At 37.5% G+C, this 25750-nt stretch carries 26 protein-coding genes; 8 read left to right on the top strand and 18 right to left on the bottom strand.

Annotated features, from left to right (window positions below; genetic code table 11):
• Positions 1-15: 15 nt before the first annotated feature.
• The 5 genes from AABB81_RS01905 to sucC form a co-directional block, all read right to left on the bottom strand.
• Entirely contained in the window at positions 16-369 is a 354-nt protein-coding gene (locus AABB81_RS01905) for a hypothetical protein (RefSeq protein WP_342158215.1), read from the bottom strand.
• Positions 370-400: 31 nt separating this feature from the next.
• Positions 401-790, bottom strand: a complete 390-nt coding sequence (locus AABB81_RS01900; protein ID WP_342158214.1) for a hypothetical protein — start codon at positions 788-790, stop codon at positions 401-403.
• Between the two features lie 42 nt (positions 791-832).
• Entirely contained in the window at positions 833-1216 is a 384-nt protein-coding gene (locus AABB81_RS01895; protein WP_342158213.1) for a hypothetical protein, read from the bottom strand.
• Positions 1217-1296: 80 nt separating this feature from the next.
• Positions 1297-1641: a hypothetical protein gene (locus tag AABB81_RS01890; protein ID WP_342158212.1), complete on the bottom strand. Its 345-nt coding sequence runs from the start codon at positions 1639-1641 to the stop codon at positions 1297-1299.
• Positions 1642-2302: 661 nt separating this feature from the next.
• The gene (gene sucC, locus AABB81_RS01885; protein WP_342158211.1) at positions 2303-3496 is read right to left on the bottom strand and encodes an ADP-forming succinate--CoA ligase subunit beta; all 1194 of its coding nucleotides are present in this window, start codon (positions 3494-3496) and stop codon (positions 2303-2305) included.
• 209 nt (positions 3497-3705) lie between these two features.
• Between sucC and AABB81_RS01880 the strand changes: the two genes are divergently transcribed.
• The 3 genes from AABB81_RS01880 to AABB81_RS01870 all read left to right on the top strand — a co-directional run bounded on the left by AABB81_RS01880 (position 3706) and on the right by AABB81_RS01870 (position 7645).
• Positions 3706-6129, top strand: a complete 2424-nt coding sequence (locus AABB81_RS01880; RefSeq protein WP_342158209.1) for a DUF5916 domain-containing protein — start codon at positions 3706-3708, stop codon at positions 6127-6129.
• Between the two features lie 93 nt (positions 6130-6222).
• A complete protein-coding gene (locus AABB81_RS01875) occupies positions 6223-6876 on the top strand; it encodes an ABC transporter ATP-binding protein (protein ID WP_342158208.1) in 654 nt (217 codons plus the stop codon).
• 25 nt (positions 6877-6901) lie between these two features.
• Positions 6902-7645 (top strand): 5'-methylthioadenosine/adenosylhomocysteine nucleosidase, encoded by a 744-nt coding sequence (locus tag AABB81_RS01870; RefSeq protein WP_342158207.1) that lies wholly within the window; start codon positions 6902-6904, stop codon positions 7643-7645.
• 67 nt (positions 7646-7712) lie between these two features.
• Here the strand turns inward: AABB81_RS01870 and AABB81_RS01865 are convergent, their stop codons facing one another.
• From AABB81_RS01865 to glyA, 3 genes are all read right to left on the bottom strand, one after another.
• Positions 7713-8879 (bottom strand): succinylglutamate desuccinylase/aspartoacylase domain-containing protein, encoded by a 1167-nt coding sequence (locus AABB81_RS01865; RefSeq protein WP_342158205.1) that lies wholly within the window; start codon positions 8877-8879, stop codon positions 7713-7715.
• Positions 8880-8890: 11 nt separating this feature from the next.
• On the bottom strand, positions 8891-10765 hold the full coding sequence (locus tag AABB81_RS01860) for a CBS domain-containing protein (RefSeq protein WP_342158204.1): 1875 nt from the start codon (positions 10763-10765) through the stop codon (positions 8891-8893).
• Between the two features lie 76 nt (positions 10766-10841).
• Entirely contained in the window at positions 10842-12113 is a 1272-nt protein-coding gene (gene glyA / locus AABB81_RS01855) for a serine hydroxymethyltransferase (RefSeq protein WP_342158202.1), read from the bottom strand.
• 140 nt (positions 12114-12253) lie between these two features.
• On the opposite strand from glyA, the gene fahA reads away from it, so the two are divergent.
• Positions 12254-13552, top strand: a complete 1299-nt coding sequence (gene fahA, locus AABB81_RS01850; protein WP_342158201.1) for a fumarylacetoacetase — start codon at positions 12254-12256, stop codon at positions 13550-13552.
• On the opposite strand, the gene ytxJ is transcribed toward fahA, so the two are convergent.
• Genes ytxJ through AABB81_RS01835 form a run of 3 tightly spaced genes read right to left on the bottom strand, consistent with a single transcriptional unit; the run spans position 13553 to position 16355 of the window.
• Positions 13553-13921 (bottom strand): bacillithiol system redox-active protein YtxJ, encoded by a 369-nt coding sequence (ytxJ, locus tag AABB81_RS01845; protein WP_342158200.1) that lies wholly within the window; start codon positions 13919-13921, stop codon positions 13553-13555.
• Positions 13914-15188 carry a metallophosphoesterase gene (locus AABB81_RS01840; protein WP_342158199.1) on the bottom strand — a complete coding sequence of 425 codons (1275 nt, stop codon included), beginning with the start codon at positions 15186-15188 and terminating at the stop codon, positions 13914-13916. Before AABB81_RS01840 ends, ytxJ begins: the two co-directional genes overlap by 8 nt.
• Positions 15189-16355 carry a proline dehydrogenase family protein gene (locus tag AABB81_RS01835; protein ID WP_342158198.1) on the bottom strand — a complete coding sequence of 389 codons (1167 nt, stop codon included), beginning with the start codon at positions 16353-16355 and terminating at the stop codon, positions 15189-15191. It lies immediately after the preceding gene.
• An 85-nt stretch (positions 16356-16440) separates the two neighbouring features.
• On the opposite strand from AABB81_RS01835, the gene aroB reads away from it, so the two are divergent.
• The gene (aroB, locus tag AABB81_RS01830; RefSeq protein WP_342158196.1) at positions 16441-17511 is read left to right on the top strand and encodes a 3-dehydroquinate synthase; all 1071 of its coding nucleotides are present in this window, start codon (positions 16441-16443) and stop codon (positions 17509-17511) included.
• A gap of 17 nt (positions 17512-17528) precedes the next feature.
• Here the strand turns inward: aroB and bshA are convergent, their stop codons facing one another.
• Positions 17529-18662, bottom strand: coding sequence for an N-acetyl-alpha-D-glucosaminyl L-malate synthase BshA (gene bshA, locus AABB81_RS01825; RefSeq protein ID WP_342158194.1), 1134 nt, complete (start codon positions 18660-18662; stop codon positions 17529-17531).
• A gap of 170 nt (positions 18663-18832) precedes the next feature.
• Here bshA and AABB81_RS01820 point away from each other — a divergent pair, with 170 nt between their 5' ends.
• Positions 18833-19471, top strand: coding sequence for an NUDIX hydrolase (locus tag AABB81_RS01820; RefSeq protein ID WP_342158193.1), 639 nt, complete (start codon positions 18833-18835; stop codon positions 19469-19471).
• A 32-nt stretch (positions 19472-19503) separates the two neighbouring features.
• Positions 19504-20316 carry a lysophospholipid acyltransferase family protein gene (locus AABB81_RS01815; protein ID WP_342158192.1) on the top strand — a complete coding sequence of 271 codons (813 nt, stop codon included), beginning with the start codon at positions 19504-19506 and terminating at the stop codon, positions 20314-20316.
• 30 nt (positions 20317-20346) lie between these two features.
• On the opposite strand, the gene AABB81_RS01810 is transcribed toward AABB81_RS01815, so the two are convergent.
• Positions 20347-20817, bottom strand: coding sequence for a Dps family protein (locus tag AABB81_RS01810; RefSeq protein ID WP_342158191.1), 471 nt, complete (start codon positions 20815-20817; stop codon positions 20347-20349).
• A gap of 103 nt (positions 20818-20920) precedes the next feature.
• Here AABB81_RS01810 and AABB81_RS01805 point away from each other — a divergent pair, with 103 nt between their 5' ends.
• Positions 20921-21874: a LysR family transcriptional regulator gene (locus AABB81_RS01805; RefSeq protein WP_342158189.1), complete on the top strand. Its 954-nt coding sequence runs from the start codon at positions 20921-20923 to the stop codon at positions 21872-21874.
• A gap of 9 nt (positions 21875-21883) precedes the next feature.
• Here the strand turns inward: AABB81_RS01805 and AABB81_RS01800 are convergent, their stop codons facing one another.
• From AABB81_RS01800 to AABB81_RS01780, 5 genes are all read right to left on the bottom strand, one after another.
• Positions 21884-22081, bottom strand: a complete 198-nt coding sequence (locus AABB81_RS01800) for a hypothetical protein (protein WP_342158188.1) — start codon at positions 22079-22081, stop codon at positions 21884-21886.
• Between the two features lie 102 nt (positions 22082-22183).
• Complete coding sequence (locus AABB81_RS01795; protein ID WP_342158187.1) at positions 22184-22456, bottom strand: hypothetical protein; 273 nt, start codon at positions 22454-22456, stop codon at positions 22184-22186.
• Positions 22457-22512: 56 nt separating this feature from the next.
• The gene (locus AABB81_RS01790; protein ID WP_342158186.1) at positions 22513-23595 is read right to left on the bottom strand and encodes an iron-containing alcohol dehydrogenase family protein; all 1083 of its coding nucleotides are present in this window, start codon (positions 23593-23595) and stop codon (positions 22513-22515) included.
• A 22-nt stretch (positions 23596-23617) separates the two neighbouring features.
• Positions 23618-24349, bottom strand: a complete 732-nt coding sequence (gene kdsB / locus AABB81_RS01785; RefSeq protein ID WP_342158185.1) for a 3-deoxy-manno-octulosonate cytidylyltransferase — start codon at positions 24347-24349, stop codon at positions 23618-23620.
• A 6-nt stretch (positions 24350-24355) separates the two neighbouring features.
• A complete protein-coding gene (locus tag AABB81_RS01780; RefSeq protein WP_342158184.1) occupies positions 24356-25549 on the bottom strand; it encodes a DegT/DnrJ/EryC1/StrS family aminotransferase in 1194 nt (397 codons plus the stop codon).
• Positions 25550-25750: the final 201 nt, after the last annotated feature.

The raw sequence follows: 25750 nt of genomic DNA, 5'->3' as shown, positions 1-25750 counted from the left end.
TTTGTGATCCGCGCTTTATGCGCCGCTTTTCTCCTCTTCTTCATTTTTATTTTGAACTATCGGCTCTTGCTCATTCTTGCCTACCATATAGTTCCCCCCGAACTGATCTTTGGCATCCGCGCTAATGAGTCCCTTTTTTTTTGTTGTGCGGTGAGCTGCCTCATGATTTGACAGATCAAGCATTTCATATCTGTTGTAATCATCAGTTGTTGTTAATTGAATCACATTTCTTTCTGAATTCTCAATGATGGTTATGGCCTCATCACCATTTGGAAAGGTGACAATATTCTTTATTTTTTCGTTTTTCCCGCTTTGGGCGAATGCGTTATAAGCTATGAACATCATTAAAAAATTAAATAGGTATTTCATGTTTTTTTTTAAGATTGAAATCAAATCGATTCTAGTTAATTGATGAACCCGATTGATTCTGAAGTCCGTTGGTGATTGTAATATCAGAAGTAATTACAAAATCATCAGTATAGACCTTTAAGGTGTACGTACCTTCTTCCAATGCACTCTTATCTATGTCACATACCTTCCCCTGGTTGTTGGATCCATGCACAAGTTCGTGATTGGACGACTCCAGAATTTCATATTTATAGAAATTGTCAGCTGATGCTAATTCAAGGTTGTCTGACTCCGAACGATCAGTTATCGTAATGGCCTCTTCACCATTTGGGAAGGTTGTAACATACTTGGTAACTTTTTCAGATTGCTTGTTTGTATTGGTTTGTGCATAGGTTGAAACACTAAGTAAGATTACAGCGATTATAAAGAATATTTTTTTCATGACTTTCGGTATTATTATTTATAGATTTTTATTGAACATTGATTACTGAATGATTCCCTTAGCGGCTTCATCATTTGTTATAGTGATGTCGGAAGTGATTACAAAATCATCCGTATATACTTTTAAGGTATACGTTCCCTGATCTAATTTGGTCTTGTCTATGGCACAGATTTTTCCTTTATTATTTTGACCGTGAACCAATTCGTGATTGGCTGTCTCAAGAATTTCATATTTGTAAAAATTATCTGCTGATGAAAGCTCAAGTGAACTGGAATTTGATTTATCAGTGATTGTAATGGCTTCTTCCCCGTTCGGAAAAGTTGTTACATATTTAGTAACGGTCTCTTTTTTACTTGTTTGTGCTTCCTGGGCATACGTTGTAAATCCTGTTAAAGCAATAGCTAAAATAAATATGATCTTTTTCATGGTAATTGGATATTAAATGATTATTGATGACTTTTATATTATTTTTGATAGGGAAGATAACTTTCTTGAATAATGTTTAACTATGAACTTAAACCAATTTCTTCAATTGTATTAATGGAGTAATTCAAAGCATATTCGTTATAAGTGAAAGCACCTTCTATAAATTTACTTTCTATGTCAGAAGTATCCGGAGCATCATGAACCAACTCATGGTTGTTAAAATTTAATGGAAAATCCCTTGCTACCGAATTGTCATTCAGAAGATTATCAATATTGTCTCCAACATTAACATCATCGAGAACAATAATGTATTCTGATTGTCGTTCTAAAGATTCAGAACTAAGTTTTGTTGTTTGGTTTGACTCCTGAGCGATTCCTACCAGGCTCACAAGGCTTAAAGCGAAAAATAAAGTTATCTTTTTCATAATTGAAATATTTATGTTAATAATTAGCAATTCAAAGTTTGCGTCTTATTTCAAATTAGGAAAAATTGTAAGTAAAGAGATTTAATAAACCGAGATGGATTTTCTAGAGTCAATTTAAATATGATCTGTTTTTATAAGTTGATCAATAATTTGTTATGATTTAAGAAAGTAATGTTATCTCATATTATAGTATTAAATCGAATTGTTTGTTAAAGAATATGATTTCACATGAAAACCATAGTTCAAATGTAAGTCGTATTTACTTTATCAAACAATAGATAAAAATGGGAATTTTGAATATCCCTGAAAACCCTTAGAACTTTATTCTTTAAGATTATTGAATCTAACTAATTAATTATAAGTATATTAAATGTAATAGATATTGACTTATGATGAAGTTCATCAATGACAATAATTTAAATATTAGTTAAAAATTTTTTTTTAACCGGAACGTCTACTGGAAAACAGTTACTACAAAAACACTAAAAATAGACCAATTTTAACCCTTTTCGAGCCACTTCCTTTTTAATTTTTCTGTTCAATTCTGTAAAAACTTTTCAATTTTGAATTGTTGACGAGGAAAAAAAGGATGTCATGGACAAAAAAAAGACCTGAAATTAATCAGGCCTATTCTATAGCAATCGATAATTTTGAATATCTCCTAACTCAACACTTCCTGAACCTTATTAGCAGCTTCCTTAAATTCCACTACCGAAATAACATCCAATCCACTATTGTCCATAAGTTGTTTGGCCTCTACAGCATTTGTTCCTTGAAGCCTTACGATAATCGGAACCTTTATGGAATCTCCCATATTTTTATAGGCATCCACAATTCCCTGGGCAACCCTGTCACATCTAACAATTCCGCCAAATATATTTACCAAAATGGCTTTCACCTTTGGATCCTTTAAAATGATTCTAAAACCTGTTTCAACCCTTTCTGCATCGGCAGTGCCTCCAACATCAAGAAAATTTGCCGGTTCCCCGCCTGATTGCTTGATAAGGTCCATGGTACTCATAGCGAGTCCTGCTCCATTTACCATACAACCTACATTTCCGTCTAGATCAACATAATTGAGTCCCACAGCATTTGCTTCAACTTCAATAGGGTTCTCTTCTCTCAAATCTCTTAAGTCCTGGTAGTCTTTATGCCTGAACAAGGCATTGTCGTCCAAAGTAACTTTGGCATCAACGGCAAGTACCATATCATCAGAAGTCTTTAATACCGGATTGATTTCGAACAAAGAAGAATCAGACTGCACATAAGCCTTATACAAGGCAAAGACGAATCTTACCATTTCCTTGAATGCCTTACCGGACAATCCTAAATTAAAAGCAATTTTTCTGGCCTGGAAACCAAGAAGCCCTGTCCCTGGATCTACTTCTTCAGTAAATATGAGATGTGGTGTTTCCTCAGCAACCGTTTCAATATCCATTCCACCTTCGGTCGAATACATAATCATATTCTTACCGGTTGCTCTATTAAGCAGCACAGACATATAATATTCTTCGGGCTCACTAGGTCCCGGGTAATATACATCCTCAGCGATTAAGACCTGATTTACTTTTTTCCCTTCTGCCGATGTTTGAGGGGTTTTAAGCATCATTCCAATAATGTCTTTTGAAATACTCTCAACCTCAGACAAGCTTTTGGCCAATTTAACACCTCCGCCTTTTCCTCTTCCTCCGGCATGTATCTGAGCCTTTATGACCCACCAATCTGTTCCGGTTTCCGTTGCCAACAATTTGGCGGCTTCGACCGCTTTTTTATGATTATCTGCAACGATGCCCCGTTGAATCTTCACTCCGAAACTGTTTAAAATCTCTTTCCCTTGATATTCGTGTAAGTTCATGAATAAGTTCTTTATATTTTGATGTCTACAAAAGTAAGTATTTAATCGAGATTCAAGGGATTGCCCATTATTTTTTTTTCGATTAAAAAGCCTGAAAGATTTGTATAAAAATCTTTAAGATTCTAAATAGTTTAACAGTTTTTTAAGACAATATTAGTTAACCTGCCTTTATTTTCGTGGTGTGGAATCCACACAAGAATACTGCCTTCATGCAAAGATTTTTTGCCATTATATTTCTGCTTACATTGATAAGCGCCACAGCCCAAACTACAAAAAAAGAACTGGTGGCTACCAGGATACAAAAAGCTCCAGTGATTGATGGAAAACTTGACGACCCTGTCTGGAATGCATCGCATACGGCAAGAGATTTTGTCATGTTTAGACCCGGTGACGGTGATCCTGAGCCTGACACACAGAAAACAGAGGTCAAAATTATTTATGACAATCAAGCCATTTATATAGGAGCGTATCTGTACGATGCCGAGCCGGAAAAGATTATGAGGCAGCTTAGCGAAAGGGATAATTTAGGAACGGCCGACTTCTTCGGTATTTCGATCAGCCCGAACAATGACGGACAAAATGAATACGAATTTTTTGTAACTGCAGGAGCTACACAATTAGACGCGCAGGTATCTCCGGCGAATGGTGAAGATTTTAGCTGGAGCGAAGTTTGGTTCAGTGAAGTAAGTTTCGATGACAAAGGGTGGTATGTTGAAATGAAGATCCCCTATGCAGCACTCCGGTTTGCCGATGGAAAAGACATGACCTGGGGTATGAACCTGCAACGCCGCATTGAAAGTACAAGAGAACAATATTCCTGGAATTATATAGACAAGTCAACAGGCAGGATAACTCAATATGCAGGTATTTTAAGTGACCTTAAAAATATAGATCCTCCTACCCGGTTGAGTTTTGCCCCTTTTGCCTCTTTTGTTCTTAACAGTTATGATGGAGCTATCGATCCCAACCTCAATTTCGGTATGGATGTTAAATATGGTATCACAGATAATTTTACGCTTTTTGCCACATTAGTTCCTGATTTTTCACAAGCCGGTTTTGATAATGTCGTCTTAAACCTGGGACCCTTTGAACAAGTGTTTTCTGAGCAAAGACAATTTTTTATAGAAGGAGCCGATTTGCTTCAAAAAGGTGATTTGTTCTTTTCCAGAAGAATTGGAAGTACTCCTGTCGGTAGATCTGATATCGAGGATAATTATAATGAAGAAGAAATTGTGAGCAATCCTGATGAAGTTAAAATCCTCAATGCCGTTAAGGTTACAGGAAGGTCCAAAAAAGGACTTGGGGTTGGGGTACTCAATGCAGTGACCGAAAATACCTATGCTACCATAAAGGATACCCTAACAGGTGTAAAGACCAAAATAAAAACAGAACCCCTTACAAATTATAATGTGCTGGTCATCGACCAGGAGTTTAACAGGAATTCTTCCATTGGAATTGTAAATACAAATGTGCTGCGGGAAGGTGATTTTAGAGATGCCAATGTTACATCACTCGTACTGCGCTTAGCAGACAAATCCAATTCATATCGCCTGACCGGCGATGGAACTATGAGCAACATTAATGAGAATGGCATGACTGAAAGCGGGTTTTCATCCAGACTTGAATTTGAAAAGACGGAGGGAAACATTAGGTATGGCGTCGAACACAGATTTGCAGATGACACTTATGATAAAAATGATCTTGGCTTTCAAAGAAGTAATAATTACAATGATTTTATGGGTCGGGTAAGTTATCAAATCTTTAAACCGACCAAACATTTTAATTTTTTCAGGGCCAGATTATTCGCGGGCCATTTCAGGCGATTTGATCCAAGCGTGACCACAGGTAACTATACTGAAATAGATATTTTCGCCACAAATTTAAAACAATTGTCCTATGGACTGGAAATTGGCACGAATATAGGGGAAAGAGTCGATTTTTTTGAGCCCAGGACCGAAGGTCGATTTTGGAAAAGAAACGGGCAATTTTCAACAGAAGGTTATTTCTCGACTGATTTCAGGAAAAGACTCGCCTTTGAAATTGGGGTCGATTACAGAAAGAGGTACGATACAAATGAATATTCGTATGAACTTGGCTTCGGACCTCGATTTAGGGTGAATGACAAATTGGAATTTGGATATGGATTTACGCTTGACAAAAGCTTTAATCAACCAGGCTATGTTGATACACTTGATGACGAAACCATTGTTTTTGGGGTAAGGCAAAACGATCAGATTGAAAACAGTTTTTCGGGTAAATACAATTTTAATGATAAAGCATCCATTAGCTTGTCGTTTAGACATTATTGGTCCACTGTTGCCTATCAGGACCAATTTTATGAACTTGGGGATGACGGGTATTTAATCACCCATACTTATGACGAAAACAATGATTTAAACTTTAATAACTGGAATCTGGACCTGAGGTATATCTGGCAATTCACAAGAGGAAGTGAGCTCGTCGCCTTATACAGAAATACTATTGAAAGTGAAGATAACAGGTCTGATTTATCCTTTGGCAAAAATTTATCCGATTTACTTGAACAACCTTACGGACACCTGGTTTCTATTAAAGTGATTTATTTCCTTGATTACAATAATATCAAACGCCTGGTTAAAAAAGATCATTCTTAATATGTAAACCCATTCAACTGTGCAGGTCGGAATCTTTACCAAGGTTGGTAACTCACTAAAAAATTGTAATTTCACCCGCATATTTTATCAAAAATGATCAAAGCTGAGAATATTCACAAATCTTATGGAGACCTAGAAGTTCTTAAAGGGGTTGATCTCCACATCAAAAAGAGTGAGATTGTAGCCATTGTAGGGCCCAGTGGAGCCGGGAAAACAACCTTGCTTCAAATTTTAGGAACGCTAGACAAACCCACAACTTCAGATATCCTGAACATTAATGACACTGATATAAAGAAATTGAACGATAAAGCCCTGTCAAAATTCAGAAACAAACACATTGGGTTTATTTTCCAGTTTCATCAGTTATTGCCTGAATTTACGGCTTTAGAAAATGTTTGCATTCCGGGCTTTATAGCCAATCGTACTAAAAAGGAAGTAGAAAAAGAAGCCGCTGAAATTCTTGATTTCCTGGGCCTGGCGGATCGCCTGGAACATAAGCCAAATGAACTCTCGGGAGGAGAACAGCAAAGGGTGGCTGTTGCTCGTGCATTGATTAACAAACCGGACGTCATCTTTGCAGATGAACCCAGCGGAAATTTAGATACTGTTTCGTCCAGACACCTGCACGAGCTGTTTTTTACACTTCGTGACCAATTCGATCAGACTTTCGTTATCGTAACCCACAACCAGGAACTGGCCGAAATGGCCGACAGAAAACTAGAAATGAAAGATGGCAAAATTATTTAAGTTAATAATCACTCATTTTTAGGTTATGTATATAGGGATCATCAGTGCCATGAAGGAAGAAATCCAGGCCCTGCTAAACGAACTGCAGATCGAGAAAAAAGTGATCAGGGGAATGAGAACCTATTATCAGGGAATCCTTTTTGATCGCAAGGTCATTCTGGTATTCTCGCGATGGGGAAAGGTTGCTTCTGCCACCACAGCCACACAGTTGCTCAATGAGTTCGAGATCGATGAAATTTTATTTACCGGGGTTGCAGGTGCGATTCACCCTGATATTTATATAGGAGATATCATCATAGGAAGTGAGCTTTACCAGCACGACATGAATGGCAGCCCGCTGGTAAAAACATTTGAAATTCCTCTTTTGGGGAAAAGTGCGTTCAGAACAAGCATAGAGAAAAGGAATGCACTCTTAAAGGCCACAGAAACATTCCTCTTGGAAAAATACAAGTTCCTTACCAAAAAACAACTCGCTGATTTTGATATAAAAAACCCAAAAATGCATGTAGGCGATATCGCTTCCGGAGATCAGTTTATTTCTTCCTCAAAGCAAAGCCAAGCCATCCTTATTGGCTTACCATCTGTGATCTGCGTTGAAATGGAAGGAGCAGCCGTTGCGCAGGTTTGTTATGAGTACAAGGTTCCTTTCTCCATTATCAGGACCATCTCGGATAATGCAAATCACAATGCCCATATCGATTTTCCGAAATTTGCCAAAGACATAGCGAGTATATATGCTTTGGGAATTCTTAAAAATTATCTCGGCTAATCATTGACAGTTGTATGCAAATATCATTGCATTGAGCCTCCTTTACTTTGTTATGTTGTTAAATACCTTACAAGAATTCACTGATTTTTCTATCTCTTTTAATAAAATGCAATTTATTGTCCTTGTAGATTTGCTGCCGGTATCCGAACAAGTGAAAAATCGGGGTAGCCATAAATCTTGCTACTTTTGGATTTACGATAAGCGTATAGTTATTTTCAGGATCTTTTTTGACTCCGGGAATCAATCTTAAAAATTGGTTGATCTTTAATTTACGGGCCACAATGGAAGCATTCAACCAGAATTTGGAAATCTTTTGAAGAATAAAAAACCCATCTTCTCCCAATTCCTGGTATAAGGGCATAAAAATCTTTCCTCCTCTGGGTGCATTTATTTCTACACCGTTGTTGGTGGCGAGATATTCGCCCTTATCAATGGATTCAAAATTCTCAAAACCCGGCCTCATCGAAAAATCATCGTCTTGATCAAGTTCATATCGGTATTTGATGGCAAAAAATTGATATTCACAGCCCAGGTCCAAAAAAGTTTTTTGATATTCCTGATAATCTGATAAATGAGATTTTTTGAGGCATTTGGCATGAACAAGTGCCTTCCAGATAAAAGCTTCACAATTCACTACAGAAGATGGTGATTCATGGGATCCGCCTTCGAAACCAAGGGCAATATGACCATATTCATTAATAAAGGTAAGTAGCGGCCCGTCTAAATACTCCTCGATTCCCAATACAACCGGAATTGGAAAATTTGACGAAAACTTCCTGTTGTTAAGTGAATCGCTAATCGTAATAAATGGCACCGAAGAAGCTGAGGTCGTATGTAAATCAAGAAAATAAAACGGACCTTTTTCATGAGCCAAAATATTTTTAATAATGACAAAAATATCTTTCTGTTCTATGATTTCTGCATTAAATTCTTTATCATCCCCTCCTAATTGCCCAATATTTCTATTTCGCCAGATCCTGTTTAAATCCACATGTTCGAATCGAATTCCTTTGTTAAGGGCATTGATATTACCCAAAATAATATGTAGATTTCCACGTAGCTTCAAATTTCTTTCCCTGATCTTGGCAATTACGTTTCGGGCCGCGAATACGCCTGCCTTTTCGTTTCCGTGAATTCCTGCGAATACAATAACCGTGGGGCTATTTTTAGTCCCATAGAAATTTCCCAGAATTCTATTTTCACGCGTAAAGGATTCCATTTTATTAGGCTCCATGTTGTTCATACTCAAATAGAAAGTAATTTGTTAAGATCATTTTTGGTAATAATTCCAACCAGGTCGCCAAGTTCAAGTATGGGCAGGCAACCTATTTTATGTTCAATCATAAGTTTAGTGGCCTGTTCTATTGAAGTTTCCGAATCAACGGTAACCACCTCTTTAATCATAATATCTTTTGCAACAATAACATTGGTGTCCTGACCCTGTATTTCAAGAATATTCGTTTTGGTGATAAGTCCTCTAAGTCTGTTTTTATTGTCGACTACAGGAATATGGTGAATATTTCGCCATTCCATAATTTTAGCAACAAGTTCCACCAGGTCATTTTCATTGACCACGAATATCTCGGTAGTCATGAACTTTTCAAGTTTTGTTAAGCCCATATCCAGGTTTAACAAATCATTGTCCTTAGCAATTTCCCATTCATGCACCGGTTTTCCTTCTCTCTGGTTTTTGTACATATGAGCAGTCAAAGTCGCATTTGCGATATCTTTTGTCATTTTTTTCTTTAGAGCCCTGTTGCTGATCGTTGCCCATAGTGCGCCAGTGCGTCTCGATTCAGCTCTTTTTTCTATGATGTCGAGATAAAATTCAATATCTTTTTCGTCAATACCGGTTCTTTTCAAACCAGCATAAGCCATAGGAAGCAATTCGGTAAGGATAAGCCGTTTGGCCGATATTCCTTTGCCAAACCAGTTAAAAAAAGTATCAACCCCGGTTCTGGCTGCATTCACAAAATTACCCTTAACATCATTAAAGGGAGCTAATTCGTTCAAATTCTTATACTTGAGAGGCATCCCCTGCATAAGGCCGACCCAAAATACCGCATTCGCTACCTCGTCTTTAACACTGGGACCGGCAGGAATATACCTGTTCTCAATGCGCATATTTGGAATTCCGTTATTCTGTCCGTAACATAAACGATTCCACCGGTAAATGGTTCCATTATGCACACCGATAGCCTCCAGTTTTGGTATTTCTCCCTGTTTGAGTTTAGCCACAGCATCTTCTTTCAATTCAGTTGTTAACAAAGGTGTATATCTCACAATATCATCCTGATACAATTCGATGATCGACTTATTGATCCAGTCGCTGCCAAAGGAAACCCTGGGTTTTTGCTCTCTGAGCAGGTAAGATCTATTGCGAAGATCAACACTTTGCTGAAACAGGGCTATCCTTGTTTCGCTCCACAATTCCCTCCCCAAAAGCAAGGGTGAATTTGCGGTAATTGATAAGACCGGACCGGCGATGGCCTGGGCCCAATTGTATTTGTCTACAATTTCGCTTATTGGTATTTGAAGATGTACCTGAAAACTGGTATTACAAGCTTCAAACAGTATTGATTTATGATTGAGGATCAATTCATCTACACCTTTGATTTTTAGCATAAAATCATCTCCTCTGATATCCTTTAATATCTTGTTTAAAACTTTATAACGCTTAAAAGGTGTAATGTTCTTAAATACCATGTCACGCTTTCTCAGCGTAGGAAGAATTCCGGCAAGTATGATTTTAGTTTCATCAATACTATGGGCAATCTTATCACCCTTTTTAATCAGCTCGGTAAGTTCATTGTCAATTTTCGAAAAACAATTCCCTTTTAACTCTAGTGGATCCATATTGATTTCGAGATTGAAAAGCGCTAATTCAGTAGTGAAATGATGGTCATTTAGCTTTTCTAAAATCTTAAGTGCATTGCAGGAGGGCCTAAAATTATTGTCAACAAGACACAATTCCTGTTCGGCTCCTATACGTTGAATTCCTTTTTCAAAAATATCCTGGTCGAGCATCATTTCAAGGGCCTTTACATCATTCAGCAAATGATACAAAAATTCCTTTCGCTCTGTTAAACTTTCGATTGCCTTAACAGCCTGTGAGCCCATTCCCTCAAAATTTACCCCTAAAATAGATTAAATCTATAGAGAATTAAATGATTATTATCATGTGTGAATGATATGCCTAAGCGAATAAAGGCTTGTCTTTCATCATGTTGTTTACTTTTGAAGCAACAGCTTCCAATAAAGTTTCATCATCAAAATTATTGATAACCTCATCGATCAGGTCAACAATCACGCCCATGTCACTTTCTACCAGTCCTCTGGTGGTAACAGCAGCCGATCCGATTCTTATTCCTGAAGTGATAAACGGAGATTTATCGTCAAACGGAACCATATTTTTATTCACTGTTATATCGGCTTTTACAAGGGCATTCTCAGCTTGTTTACCTGTGATGTTTTTATTTCTCAAATCAATAAGCATCATGTGGTTATCGGTACCTCCTGAAATGATGTGATAGTCTTTGGCTACCAGGGAAGCTGCCAAGGCAGCTGCGTTCTTTTTAACCTGAATCTGATAACTCAGGAATTCATCTGTTAATGCTTCTCCAAATGCAATGGCTTTTGCAGCGATGATATGCTCAAGCGGTCCGCCCTGAGTACCAGGGAAAACAGCTGAATTCAATAAAGTACTCATCATTTTAACAGTTCCTTTCGGTGTTTTTTCACCGAATGGGTTTTCGAAATCCTTACCCAGCATAATGATTCCTCCTCTGGGCCCCCTTAATGTTTTATGTGTGGTTGTTGTGACGATATGACAATACGGCATCGGATCGTTTAAAATTCCTTTTGCTATAAGTCCTGCCGGATGAGAAATATCGGCTAATAGAATCGCACCAACACTGTCGGCGATCTCTCTGAATCTTTTAAAATCAATGTCTCTTGAGTAGGCTGATGCCCCTGCGATAATCAATTGTGGCATCACTTCGGTTGCCTTCTGCTGAATTTTGTCATAATTCAAAACACCTGTTTCCCTTTCTACGCCATAAAATGCCGTTTTATACAACTTTCCGGAAAAATTTACCGGAGAACCATGTGTCAAATGACCCCCGTGAGACAGATCAAAACCAAGTATTTTATCGCCAGGTTTTAAAACAGCCTGAAAAGCTGCTGTATTAGCCTGAGAACCCGAATGAGGCTGAACATTGACGTATTCGGCATTAAACAATGCTTTCGCCCTGTCAATCGCAATCTGCTCTATCTGATCAACTACTTCACAACCTCCATAATACCTTTTACCCGGATATCCTTCTGCATATTTATTGGTCAAAATGGAGCCCGCAGCTTCCATCACCTGTTCACTGGCAAAGTTTTCTGAAGCAATCAGCTCCAGACCATTTGTTTGTCTTTCTTTTTCTTCTGATATCAGGTCAAAAATTATTTGATCTCGGCTCATGAATTTAGTTTTAATTATATGGATAAAATCATCACAAAAGTAGTAAATTCATCTTTCATAATTGGAGAAACTTCTATATTTGAAATGAAATAAATTTTTTCTCAAATAATGGATATTTTTTTATTAAATTCTCAAAAATCATGAAGATAACTGCCAACAATCCAAATAGAAAATCCTGGTTACACGTTGAAAAGGATTCCGATTTTCCGATACAGAATATTCCTTTTGGCGTATTTCTTACCAAGGACGATATAACTACAATTGGTACCAGAATAGGAAACTATGTCATAGACCTGGCAGCACTGCAGCAATTGGGCTATTTTGAGGGAATTCCATTGACCGAAGACATTTTTATGCAAGATACCTTGAATGATTTCATTGCAGATGGTCGAACAACATGGCGACTGGTTAGAAATCGGATCGCTGAGATTTTTGACGCAGAAAACAATAAGTTGAAAGATAACGAAGCACATAAGGAAATTGTGATTTTCACAGTAGATGAGATTGAAATGCTTCTCCCGGTATCCATTGGAGATTATACAGATTTTTATTCAAGTAAAGACCATGCCACCAACGTGGGCACCATGTTTAGGGATCCCGAGAACGCTTTACTTCCGAATTGGTTGCATATCCCCGTTGGTTATCACGGAAGGTCTTCCTCTGTTGTTGTCTCCGGAACGAAAATACGCCGGCCTTGGGGGCAAACCATGCCTCAGGGAGCTGAAACACCAGTGTTTGGTCCGACTAAACTTTTGGATTTTGAAGTCGAAATGGGTTTTATCACCACAGACGCAAATGATTTGGGAAAGGTCATTCCTATCGAGGAAGCCAGGAGTTATATCTTTGGAATGGTCATTCTCAATGACTGGTCTGCCAGAGATATTCAAAAATGGGAATATGTTCCGCTCGGCCCTTTTCTGGCAAAAAATTTCGCAACAACAATTTCAGCCTGGGTCGTTACATTAGATGCCCTGGAACCTTTTAAAGTAGCCGGAGTCGAACAAGTTCCTGAGCCGCTCCCCTATTTGAAGGAAGATGGATTAAATAGTTTCGACATTCACCTTGAAACATTCATCAAGCCTAAAAAAGAAGAAGAAAAACTGGTTAGTCACACGAATTTTAAAAATTTGTATTGGAGCATTTCACAACAACTGGCTCATCAGACAGTGAATGGATGTAACGTAAGATCGGGTGATCTCTATGGTAGTGGAACCATTTCGGGGAAAGAAAAAAATAGCTATGGTTCCATGCTGGAACTGACCTGGAAAGGAACCCAGCCACTTGTCATGTCTGATGGTACAGAAAGAAAGTTCATCAACGACGGAGATAGTGTGATCATGAGAGGCTACTGTGAAAAAGACCAGATCAGAATAGGTTTTGGAGAATGTATTGGAAAGATTAAAAAAGCCAGAAAACTTAACTTCGACAAGGATGTATAGTTAAAGGGAAGGCACTATCTCCAGTATGTCATAGTGAGAACCATGGGCCAGTACCCTGGCATTCTTTAAAACGATCAATTGGGGTGATTCATGCCTGATCTGAAGTTCTTCGGCAATCCTGTTCGACAAAGATCTATTGCCCTGTATATGTACATGGAAATAAGTTTCATTCTTTTCTTTAACCTGTTTTTCAAAACGGTTGAGCACCACTGAACTGATTCCGCACCTGCTGCTGTGCTTGAAAATATACACATTGTTCTCCTGGGATAATGCAAGAATATCATCCAGTTGTTCCGATGACTCAACATTGACTCTCAACTGGTTTCCGGTACTGTCTTTTTTATTGCTATTCCTGAGGAACTCAAACATTCTTTTGCGTTTTACTTGTTAATTCTATCAAAGTGATCTCTGGCCATATGCCTACTCTGCCAGGAAACCCAAGAAATCCGAAACCCCTGTTGACATATAAAAGTTGATTTTTCTTTTTGTACAGCCCTGCCCATTGTGGATAAATATATTCGATAGGGCTCCAGCTAAATCCTGGTATCTCCACACCGAATTGCATCCCATGGGTATGACCAGACAAGGTGAGGTCAAAATGTACCGGATGATCTATCACTTTTTTATTCCAATGGGTTGGATCATGGCTCATTAAAATTTTAAAACCCACCTCTTCACCCCCAGCCAAAGCTTTGTCGAGATCTCCTCTCTGGGGAAATGGGGGTTTACCCCAGTTTTCAACACCAAAAATTCCAATCGTTTCGCCTTCTTTGGAAATCATCGCGTTTTCGTTATTCAACAATTTGAATCCCATCCTTTCCTGAAACTGATAAAGCAATTCCATGTTTTGCTCTTTTTCAGCAGGGGAACCCCATTGTTTATAATCGCCATAATCGTGATTTCCTAAGACAGAATAAATACCATATGGTGCGCTAAGCTCTTTGAAATCTTCTAAAAAAGGTAATATTTCTCGAGAATCGTTATTGACAAGATCACCGGTAAAAAGGACCAGATCGGCGCCTTGGCTATTGACAAGTTCGATGCCTTTAATTATAGCCTCCCTGCTGTCAAAACTACCCGAATGGATATCCGAAATTTGTACTATTTTAAAACCTTCAAAGGCTTTTGGAAGGTTCTTAAAAGAAAGTTTTACCTTATTCACCCTAAAATCATATTTCCCTTTGGTAATGCCATATAGCATTGACGAAAAAGGAATGGCAGCAACAATCAATCCTGTATTTCTGACAAAACTTCTCCTGCCTGGTCCGCTTATCTTTACCTTTTTTGAACTTATGATATTTTTAAAGGTAGCCACCATAAGCTCAATGAATCTGAAAATATCTTCAAACAAGAAAAAGAAGATCATTACTATTTTAACGATCATGATCGAAAAAAAGAAGCCAATGGATAAATTGGGAGCCAATGCCACATGAAGCGGTTTGTATGTAAAATAGGAGTATAAATAAAAAAATCCAATATAACCCAGAACGACAGTTCCCAAATAAACTGCATTGAAAACTAGTTTCCACTTGTGATCCTGTATACTTTTTCGAACCGCGAAATAGATATACATATCCATGACCAGCAATACGATAAGTGTCCAGATAATATTAATTGAAATATTTCTTGTCGACATTTAAATCTTTCTTCTCTTCCTTTCAGTTGAAATCAGGTCAAGTTCCCTGTTGGTCTGACCTGCAACCGAAGTGTTTTCCTCCGCTCTTCTGATTAAATATGGCATCACGTCTTTAACAGGACCAAAGGGCAGGTATTTTGCCACATTAAATCCACTATCTGCAAGATTGTAAGAAATATTATCACTCATTCCATAGAGCTGACCAAACCATAATCGGCTGTCTTTTTTCTCATAATCTGAATGATCGATAAGATCCATTAACAAATAAGAACTTTCTTCATTATGGGTTCCGCAGAAAATCGACATATCCTCAATATTATCAAACATATAGCGAAGCACATCATTGAAATTTTTATCTGTCTCTGCCTTTGAAGCACAGATCGGATCTTTGTATTTTTTCTGTTGTGCACGCTCCCGCTCCTTTTCCATATAGGCACCTCTTACAAGTTTCATACCAATTTTGAACCCCTTTTCTTTTGCTCTTTTATGTAATCCTTTTAAATAATCAAGTCGATCATGCCTGTATAACTGAAGTGTACTGAATATGATCACTTTATTCTTATTGTATTTTTCCATTAAAGATTCCAAAAGATCATCCGCCGCTTTTTGCATCCAGCTTTCTTCTGCATCCACAAGTAAGCATTCATCCTTATCATAACAGGCTTTGGCTACTTTTTCATATCTGTCGACCACACGTGCCCATTCTTTGGTTTCTTCCTCAGTGAGTTCACTCTGCTCACTTTTTTTCCGGTACAATTCAAATCTTCCAAACCCTGTGGGTTTAAATACCGCAAAAGGCATTGCATTCTTCTCACCCACAAAATTGATAATCGACAGGGTTTTTTCAAGTACACTGTCAAATTGGGCTTCTTCCTCCTTGCCTTCAACAGAATAATCTAAAACAGAATGAACCTTTTTCGTATACATCTTTTTAATAATTGGCATACAGTCTTGTTCATTAACACCCCCACAGAAATGATCAAAAACGGTTGATCTAATCAAACCTTCCACCGGAAGTGATGATTTTAGAGCAAATTTAGTTACCGCTGTACCTATTTTAACCAGAGGTTCACTTTTGATTAGTTTAAATAAAAAATAGGCGCGTTCCAATTCGGAATCCGATTTTAAACTAAAAGCCACTTCTGTATTATCAAAAAGTTTTTCCATGCTGTTTTATTTTTCGCAAAGATACTGAGACTGATTTATTTTTTTAAAATATTTGACCGTTATTTGCAACATAAAATTCATTTTTATGAAGTCAATCCTGTCTACAAATTATTATGTGCATTTTCAGGGAAATGCCTACCAAAATTTAGATACTTATTTAAAGGAAAACTTCCATTCCAAAGTTTTTATCCTGGTAGATACGAATACAAAAAAATTCTGTTTGCCTTTGTTTTTAAAAAAGGCAGCATTTTCGTTAGATGTTGAAATTATTGAGGTTGAGGCTGGTGAAGTATATAAAAACATAGATACTTGCAGCCATTTGTGGAACAAATTGTCTGAACAGGGTGCTGACAGGAAATCTCTTATGGTCAACCTCGGCGGCGGAGTTATAACAGATATGGGAGGGTTTGTTGCCTCTACCTTTAAAAGAGGTATGAAATTCATCAATATCCCTACGACGCTTCTCAGTATGGTTGACGCTTCAGTGGGCGGTAAAACCGGGGTTGATCTTGGTGTTCTAAAAAATCAGATTGGATTGTTTAGTAATCCTGAAATGGTTCTTATTGACATGGACTTTCTCAAAACGGTAACACAGAGAGAAATGCGATCAGGCCTTGCAGAGATCATCAAATACGGTTTTACTTTTGACCGCTCCTTATGGTATACGATCAAAGATTTTACTTCAGTTGACATGAAAGATGTCGTCAACTTGGTTTACAAATCTGTTGCGATTAAAAACGAAGTTGTGCTTCAGGATCTCATGGAAAACAGTGTTAGAAAATCTTTGAATTTTGGCCATACCATAGGTCATGCCATTGAATCATACTTTCTTGAATCTCCTGACAAGGAGAGCCTTACCCATGGTGAGGCCATAGCAATAGGAATGGTTATAGAACTGTACTTTTCTTATAAAACATTTGGTTTTCCAATGGAATTAACAGATGATTTAAAGGCATTTGTAAAGTCGTATTACGGCGAAGTAAGGATCGAGGAAAAAGATATAGCCAAAATAACGGATCTCATGAAATATGACAAAAAGAACGTCAGCGGCAGGATCAATTTTGTGCTGGTTGAAAAACTCGAAAACTGCAAGCTTGACGTACAACTAAGTCCTGAATTGATTCAGGAGGGTATTCACTATTATATCAAGAACTAAAAGTCTTTTCTTATACGCTAAAATCCATTCTTAATCACTCTTTTGTACATCTTCTCGTATTTGGGCAGGATTTTTTCAATCGAGAATTGATGCGCCGATTCAAAAGCCTGTCGCTTAAAAGTTTGAAGCCTTTTATCGTCTTGTAACAGGTAAATAGCATTTTTGGCCATATCCTCTACATCTCCAACATTACTTAAAAACCCTGTAACCCCGTGAATATTAACTTCAGGCAATCCTCCTGTATTGCTCGAAATAACGGGTGTTTTTCCAGCCATGGCTTCTAAAGCTGCCAGACCAAAGCTCTCTGTTTCAGAAGGCAATAGGAACAAATCAGATAAACACATTATTTTTCGAATCTCATCGCTCTTGCCAAGGAATAAAATCTTTTCCTTTACACCCAATTCATTTGCCAACAGGTCGGCTTTTTCCTTTTCAGGGCCATCTCCTACCAAAATCAATTTTGAAGGAATTTTTTGTTGCACCAGGTGAAAGATCCTAATCACATCAGTCACCCGTTTTACCGGTCTAAGATTGCTCACATGGGTCAGTATTTTTTCGCCCGGCTCAGCAAGTGTGTCTCTAACGCAATCTTCCTTACTCCAGTCCTCTTGTTGTTCAAAATCAATAAAATTGTAAATCACCTCAACATTCTTCTTAATATTGAACAACCTTAAGGTATCATCCCTTAAGCTTTTTGAGACTGTTGTGACTGCATCCGAATGATTGATGCTGAATTCAACTGCAGGTTTATAAACCGGATGACTGCCCACCAGGGTAATGTCTGTTCCGTGGAGGGTGGTAACGATAGGAATGTCTATTCCAAAATCCTTCAGCATCTGCTTGGCCATATAGGCGGCATAAGCATGCGGAATTGCATAATGCACATGCAGCACATCCAATTTGTATTTTTGAACCGATTCAACAAGTTTACTCGACAATGCCAGGTTATAAGGCTGGTAATGAAACAATGGATAGTTTTCTACAAAAACTTCATGAAAATGAAGATTATGATTCAGGAAATTTAATTTGACAGGCTGGTGAGAGGTTACAAAATGCACCTGATGTCCTTTCTGGGCCAGTGCCATCCCTAACTCTGTTGCTACTACTCCACTACCTCCATAAGTAGGATAACAAACGATTCCTATATTCATATACTGATTTTTATGGTTTTAAGAAGACGTAAGATTTTTAGCACCTTACTTGTGTCAACTTGTATGCTATTTCTTTTTGTACCAGGAAGATTCAAATCATGAGGTAATTTGACACCTATAGTTTTGGTATAATAATTGTAAATTTGTATTTGTAAAAATATTGCTTTTAAATGGAATTTGACTATTTTTTATCATTGATTTCTGGGATAGAAAATGTGAATTTGGGTGGATTTGCTTCACATGCCAAAATGATTCCCAGGGAGCGCAAAATGATTAACGTAAATGATGTTGAAGCCGCAGCTCCAAAAAAAGCGGCGGTTTTGGCTTTGTTTTACCCTGATCACAACAAGTTGACGAAATTTTTACTCATACTGAGAGCCCATTACGACGGGACACATGCTTCTCAAATTGGGTTTCCCGGAGGAAAATTTGAGACTCCGGATGGAAATCTGGAAACAACAGCACTGAGAGAGACCTCCGAAGAAGTTGGCATTGAGATGGACCAAATACGAATTCGTAAAAAACTAACCGATACTTTTATTCCTCCAAGTAATTTTCTTGTAAGTCCGTATATCGGGTTTACGGATAAAACACCTTTATTTAAAACAAATCATGAAGTAGAAGATATCATTGAAGTAAATTTGAAGGACCTTTTGAATGATGCTTCGGTTAGTTCAAAAAACCTTACAACCAGCTATATGAAAAATATTCAAGTACCATGTTTTATTCTGAATGACAGAACAGTTTGGGGGGCGACTGCAATGATGTTAAGTGAAATTAAAGACCTAATCAAAGCAAATCTTCATTAATTTTTTTAAGTTTGTTGCACAAATAGTTAAGAATGGGATTATTTAAGAAAGATGTTTTTGGGAATAACCTTTTTTTAAAGAAAATGTTGATTCGCGTTTTGGGATTGTTTTCCCATAGAAGATACCGTGGATTCAATGAATTACAAATTGAAGGCTCTGAAATAATTCGGGACCTTCCGGATAACAACGTCCTTTTTGTTGCAAATCACCAAACTTATTTTGCCGATGTGGCAGCCATGCTTCACGTGTTTAATGCGGCCTTAAGCGGAAGGGTTGACAATATTAAAGATGTGGGCTATCTTTGGCAACCAAAATTAAATATCTATTTTGTTGCCGCCAAGGAAACAATGAGGGCCGGGCTCTTGCCAAAAATCATGGCCTATGGAGGTTCTATTTCTATTGAAAGAACCTGGAGGGAAAAAGGCAAAGATGTCAATAAGAAAGTAAAATTATCGGATGTTTCTAACATTACGACCGCGTTAAAAGACGGATGGGTAATCACGTTTCCCCAAGGCACTACTACCCCGTTCAAACCCATAAGAAGAGGAACTGCCCATATCATTAGACAGAATAAGCCTATTGTGATTCCCATTGTGATTGACGGATTCAGGCGTTCTTTTGATAAAAAAGGACTCCTGATAAAAAAACGAGGTATTCTTCAATCAATGGTCATCAAAAAACCCATGGACATCGACTATGAAAACGACACCATTGAACAAATAGTTGAAAAATTGCAATTTGCCATAGAACAACACCCTTCTTTTCTCAAAGTCACTAAGGAGGACGATTATTTCAAAAGCGAAAAAGAACTCAATAAAAAAAGAGAATTTTGGGATATGTACTAATATAATATCCGCCCTTTGACGAATACTTTTTTATGACAACCAGGCTTTAAGCATCCACACTGTTTTTTCCTGTTCAGAAATAAAATCGCTCATCATGGAATTCGTTCCTTCGTCATCTGCTTGGTCAGACTGATTTAAGATCTCTCTTTCAATCTCCAGTAATTTAGTAAGTGAGGAGACAATAAGATGTACAGATTCGGTATCATTAGATATATTCTTTCCAACCGGAACCTTGGCCAAATCAGTGTAATCCTGAAAAGTATGCAAAGGTACTCCTTCAAGCGTCAGAATCCGCTCTGCTAAAAGGTCAATTTTCTCCTGTGAATCTGTATATAATTCTTCAAACTTTAGGTGTAACTCAAAAAATGATTTTCCTTTGATATTCCAATGCAATCCTCTTAAATTTTGATAGTACACCTGAAAATTAGCCAGTAATTCATTCAGACTTGAAGTTAAATCCTTTACTTTTTCCCTGTTCAATCCTAATACTGTAGTATTCATCTCATATTCATTTAAAGTTTATACAAATTTCATATAAAATTGCCATAAAATTTGATCAATTTCATCGATACTTTATATATATTTATCAAAAATATTTATACACATGACAATCACCCAGTTGAAATATGTACTAGCAGTAGCCGAGTACAAAAATTTTACTGTAGCTGCTGAACATAGTTTTGTTACCCAACCTACTTTATCCATGCAAATCCAAAAGCTGGAAGAGGAGTTAGATGTAATGATTTTTAATAGAAAAAAGAAACCTATAGAACTTACTTCCATAGGTGAAAAAATAATACAGCAAGCCAAGCTGATTGTGGATGAAAGTGTTAGAATCAGTGATATCGTTGATCAGCAAAAAGGATTTATCGGCGGAGAATTTAAATTAGGTATCATTCCTACAATAATGCCTTCTTTATTACCGATTTTTCTTAAAAATTTCCTTAAAAAATATCCTAAAGTAAAGCTGATAATTGAAGAATTAACCACTGAGGAAATTATTAAAAAATTGTCTGAAGGCCATCTCGATGTTGGCATAGCAGCTACTCCTTTAGAAAACGAAGCGATAAAGGAACGGCCCATTTATTATGAGCCTTTTGTAGGTTTTGTTTCAGCGGATCACAGGCTGTTCAACAAGCCAAATATCACTGAAGATGATCTTGATCTGGATGATGTTTTATTGCTTGAAGAGGGACATTGTTTTACCAATAGTGTCATCAACATCTGCAAAAACAAAAACACTACGGATCATCACCAGTTCCAATTGGAAAGCGGCAGCATCGATACCCTGATCAAACTGAGTAAAGAAGGATTGGGCATGACGTTGGTGCCTTATCTTCATAGCCTTGACCTACCTGAAACCGACAAGCAGTATTTGAAACAATTCTCTAATACAGTTCCCGCCAGGGAAGTAAGCGTCATATACCATAAATCACAACTTAAAATGCAACTTATAGAGGCTCTGAAAACTACAATTGACGGGGTTATAAAAGGTGCCATTAATTTTCACGATGTGAAAATCATCAGCCCTTTACATAAGAAACCTGTTGAAATCTAGAATGTAAGCTTATCTTCTTATCAATGCCAGACTTGGATATAATTCCGGCCTGTCTACAGTAAACTGCAACAGCCAGATTCTCAATTCTTCAATTTCAAAAGGTAATAACCTTTTCACAGCTTTTTTTAATTCCTTGCTAAACAATTCGACATCAAAACTAACTTTTTTCAGGACGGTTTTGGTGTAATCCAATATTGCTCTTGCCATAAATATCGTTTTATAAAATAAAGAACGCATTCTTAGGAACACTTAGTACAAAATAAGTAAAAAAAATGAATAAAATGAAATTATTTTTTATCTCATTGATTATTAATTACTTATTTTTTTAATCTTTTCAGATAATGCTACAGATTTTTCGTTTAATGTGGCTCTTAAACTTTTAAAATGAGATTTTTGATCCTTTACATCTTTTTGATGCAAATTCACAATCAAATCATCAAAGGTCGCAATGGCTTCATCAATAATTTTTTCGGCTTTTGCAGAAGTTTTGTCATCGCCGTTCAATTGACAAACGTAACATTCTTCTATAATTTCGGATAAAACCGTATTCATCTCTTTTTTTAATTTTCTAATGCTTGCCATAGTTTCGTTTTTTGATAAATATAAATGAAATTAATACAAATGTCAAACCTTTCAGTCTACATTAATTCATACATAGATCTTAATTTCTTTCTAGTGATTGTTTTTTGCCAGTCTTTACCAAGGGCATTTTCCCAAAGAGGCACCAAACTCAAGGCAACATCTATCATGGTATCAAACTGATCATCAGTAAGGTCTTTACACAGCCCCTTTGGAATATCGATTCCATGCTTCGTGACCATTTGTTTAAATTCCTTTACACCTTCAGGGTAAAATTCTCCCAATTGATCAAAAACGATACAGTTGCCTACACCGTGCTTTGTTCCCAATAAGTACGAAAGTCCATAACTCATGGCATGCGCAACTCCCACTTGCGAATAGGCTATACTCATTCCTCCATGCCATGAAGCCATCATCAATTTGTCTTGGGAATCTTCGTCAATACTCTCTTTTTCAAGATATACCTCCCTGCACAGATCCAATGATTTTTCACCATAACTCTGGCTAAAAGCATTCAAATAAGTACCTGTTAATGATTCAATACAATGGATATAACAATCCATTCCGGTATAAAACCACTGGTTTTTTGGAATACCATTTAAAAGCGAAGGGTCTAGCACTACCTGGTCAAAAGGAGTATAATCCGAATTCATTCCCAATTTCCTTTCAGGACCGGTCAGCACGGTAGTTCTTGAAACTTCAGCCCCGGTACCTGAGATAGTAGGAATACCTACATGATAAACACCCTGATGTTTAACAAGGTCCCAGCCCTGATAATCGGCAGATGAGCCTGGATTGGTTAGCATTAATGCCACCGCCTTGGCATAGTCCAGAAGAGTTCCTCCACCAATCCCAATAATGCCTGAAGGAGTTTCCTTAAATTCCTTCTTGATATCATCTCTGATATCATCAACATAAATGGTCTTGGGTTCTTCCTCGGCACTAACGTAAATAATTTTATCATTATGTTTTAAGGGAATTCTGGATATCAGATCTACCTTCCCTCGGAACACATCATCCACTAAAAAAATAAAAGGTGCCTTGTTTCCTTGCCTTTTTGGCTCTAAAATTTCGCCAAGCTGATTAAAACTGCCTCTTCCAAAAACCACTCTTGGAACCATCGGAAAGTTTCTAAAACTCATAATCTAACTATTTTATACTGTGTTACTCTTTAATAAATTTGGCTGCTTTCAACAGATCCTCAGGAGTATCAATTTCAATACCCATATAACTGGTTTCTACCATTTTTATCTTTTTCCCGTATTCAAGATAACGGATGCATTCAACTTTTTCTGTCGCTTCGAGTGCCCTCATCGGTAAATGGTAAAAATCCATGATGGCTTGCTTTCTGAATGCGTACACCCCAATGTGCTCAAAATAACGCGCTCCTGCATCTTTATCCCTTGGATATGGTATAGGCGACCTTGAAAAATACAAAGCAAAGTCATCTTTATCTACAATAACTTTTACATAATTAGGATCTGTAATATCTTTCCAATCAGAAATTTCCTGCATCAAAGAGGCCAGATCTATCTTTTCAGCATCTGAGCCTTTAAAAACATTAATTACCGCCTCTAAAGGTTCTTTTTTAACAAAGGGCTCATCGCCTTGAACGTTAACCACAATGTCAACTTCCAGATTTTCAACGGCTTCAGCTATCCTGTCAGATCCACACTCGTGCTCCTTCTGACTTAATATGGCTTTACCACCTTCTTTCTCAATCACCTCCTTAATGATTTCGCTGTCGGTAACAACATATACCTCGTCAAAAAGCCTGGTAGCCTGAGTTGCCAAATATGTTCTGACAATAACAGGTTTTCCGGCAAGATCTGCCATTAATTTACCTGGAAATCTTGTCGCTCCATAACGAGCGGGTATCATCGCGATGATCTTCATTAGTATCTAAAGTATTGAATGTATAGCTGCTGCCATTTTTGTGGCCCTTTCTTTAACTTCTTCCTCGGTCCAGGACAATTTGATCAAACATGAAATATTTCTTGAGATAAAGTCGTCCGACTGCGGGAATGATTGATCCTTTAGTCTTTCCATCCCTTTTTTTATCTGATCTGAAAGTGGAAATAAACTTTTCATTTCCTTAAAATGGTCCCATTTCCTAATATAGTGCCAGTTATTGTTATAATAATTCCAATAGGCGTCAATCCCAAACTTAGCAAAAGCTTCAACTACTTTATTGGAAAGCTCAGCTGTTGGCATGAAAAAATTCAAAAAGCCGCAACTATCTCCTTCCGGATCAGGTATCCTTCTAAAAGTAACTTCAGGAATCGCACTTAGTGCCTCTTTAAGAATTGCATGATTTCTTCTTTGAATGCTGATAAAATCATCCATTTTTTTTATTTGTCCAAGACCAACGGCGGCGTGCAACTCGGATATTCGAAAATTATACCCCAGGTATGGATGGGTTTCAGCTCCCCTGTCGCTGCCCATATGATCATGGCCGTGATCAGAATATTGATCAGCAAGGCGGGCATATTCGCTATTATTCGTTAATACTACTCCACCCTCTCCACACGTAATCGTCTTAACAAAGTCAAATGAAAAAGTTCCTGCATCTCCAATAGTCCCCAGCATCTTTCCTTTGTAAGAACCTCCAAATGCCTGACAAGCGTCCTCCAGGAGAAACAGGTCATGCTTTTTGCAGATTGATTGTAAAGCATCGAGTTCTGCCATAGAACCACACATATGCACGGGCATTACAGCTTTTGTTTTCGATGTTATGGCGGCTTCAACGGCTTCGGGATCCAAGGTTAAAGTATCATCTATTTCCACCAAAACCGGTGTTGCACCCGAAGCAAGTATAGATTCAAAGCTTGCCACAAAGGTAAAGCAGGGCATGATGACCTCATCTCCTGCACCTATTCCCATCACGGCCAAAGCCACATTGAGAGCTGTAGTTCCGCTACTTGTAAGCTGTGCGTGTTTTACATCAAAACGTTTTTGTAATTCCTGTTCTAATTCTTTGGCTTTCCAGTGCCCATTTCTCATCCCGTCAAAACCGTAGCGCATTAACACTCCATTCTCCAGGACATCATTTAATTCCTTTCTTTCTTCAGCTCCAAATAACTCAAATCCAGGCATATTTTAATTGTTTTAAAATTGGTTGTTTCAAAGGAAGCAAAGATAATTATTTCAAATGAATTAAAGAGGTTTCCACCTTATTCAAGGTCATATTTTAAAATTAATTGAGAAAGCTCCCTTTTCCCGATTCAAAGCCAGGAATGGTGAGACAAAATATATCAAAAAAAGAATATCAGTTGATTAAATTTGAAGTATTCGTGA

The organism is Lutimonas vermicola, assembly GCF_038433205.1.
Taxonomy (GTDB): Bacteria; Bacteroidota; Bacteroidia; order Flavobacteriales; family Flavobacteriaceae; genus Lutimonas; species Lutimonas vermicola.
The sequence above is the reverse complement of the archived record's forward strand: the minus strand, read 5'-3'. Positions and strand labels throughout refer to the sequence as shown.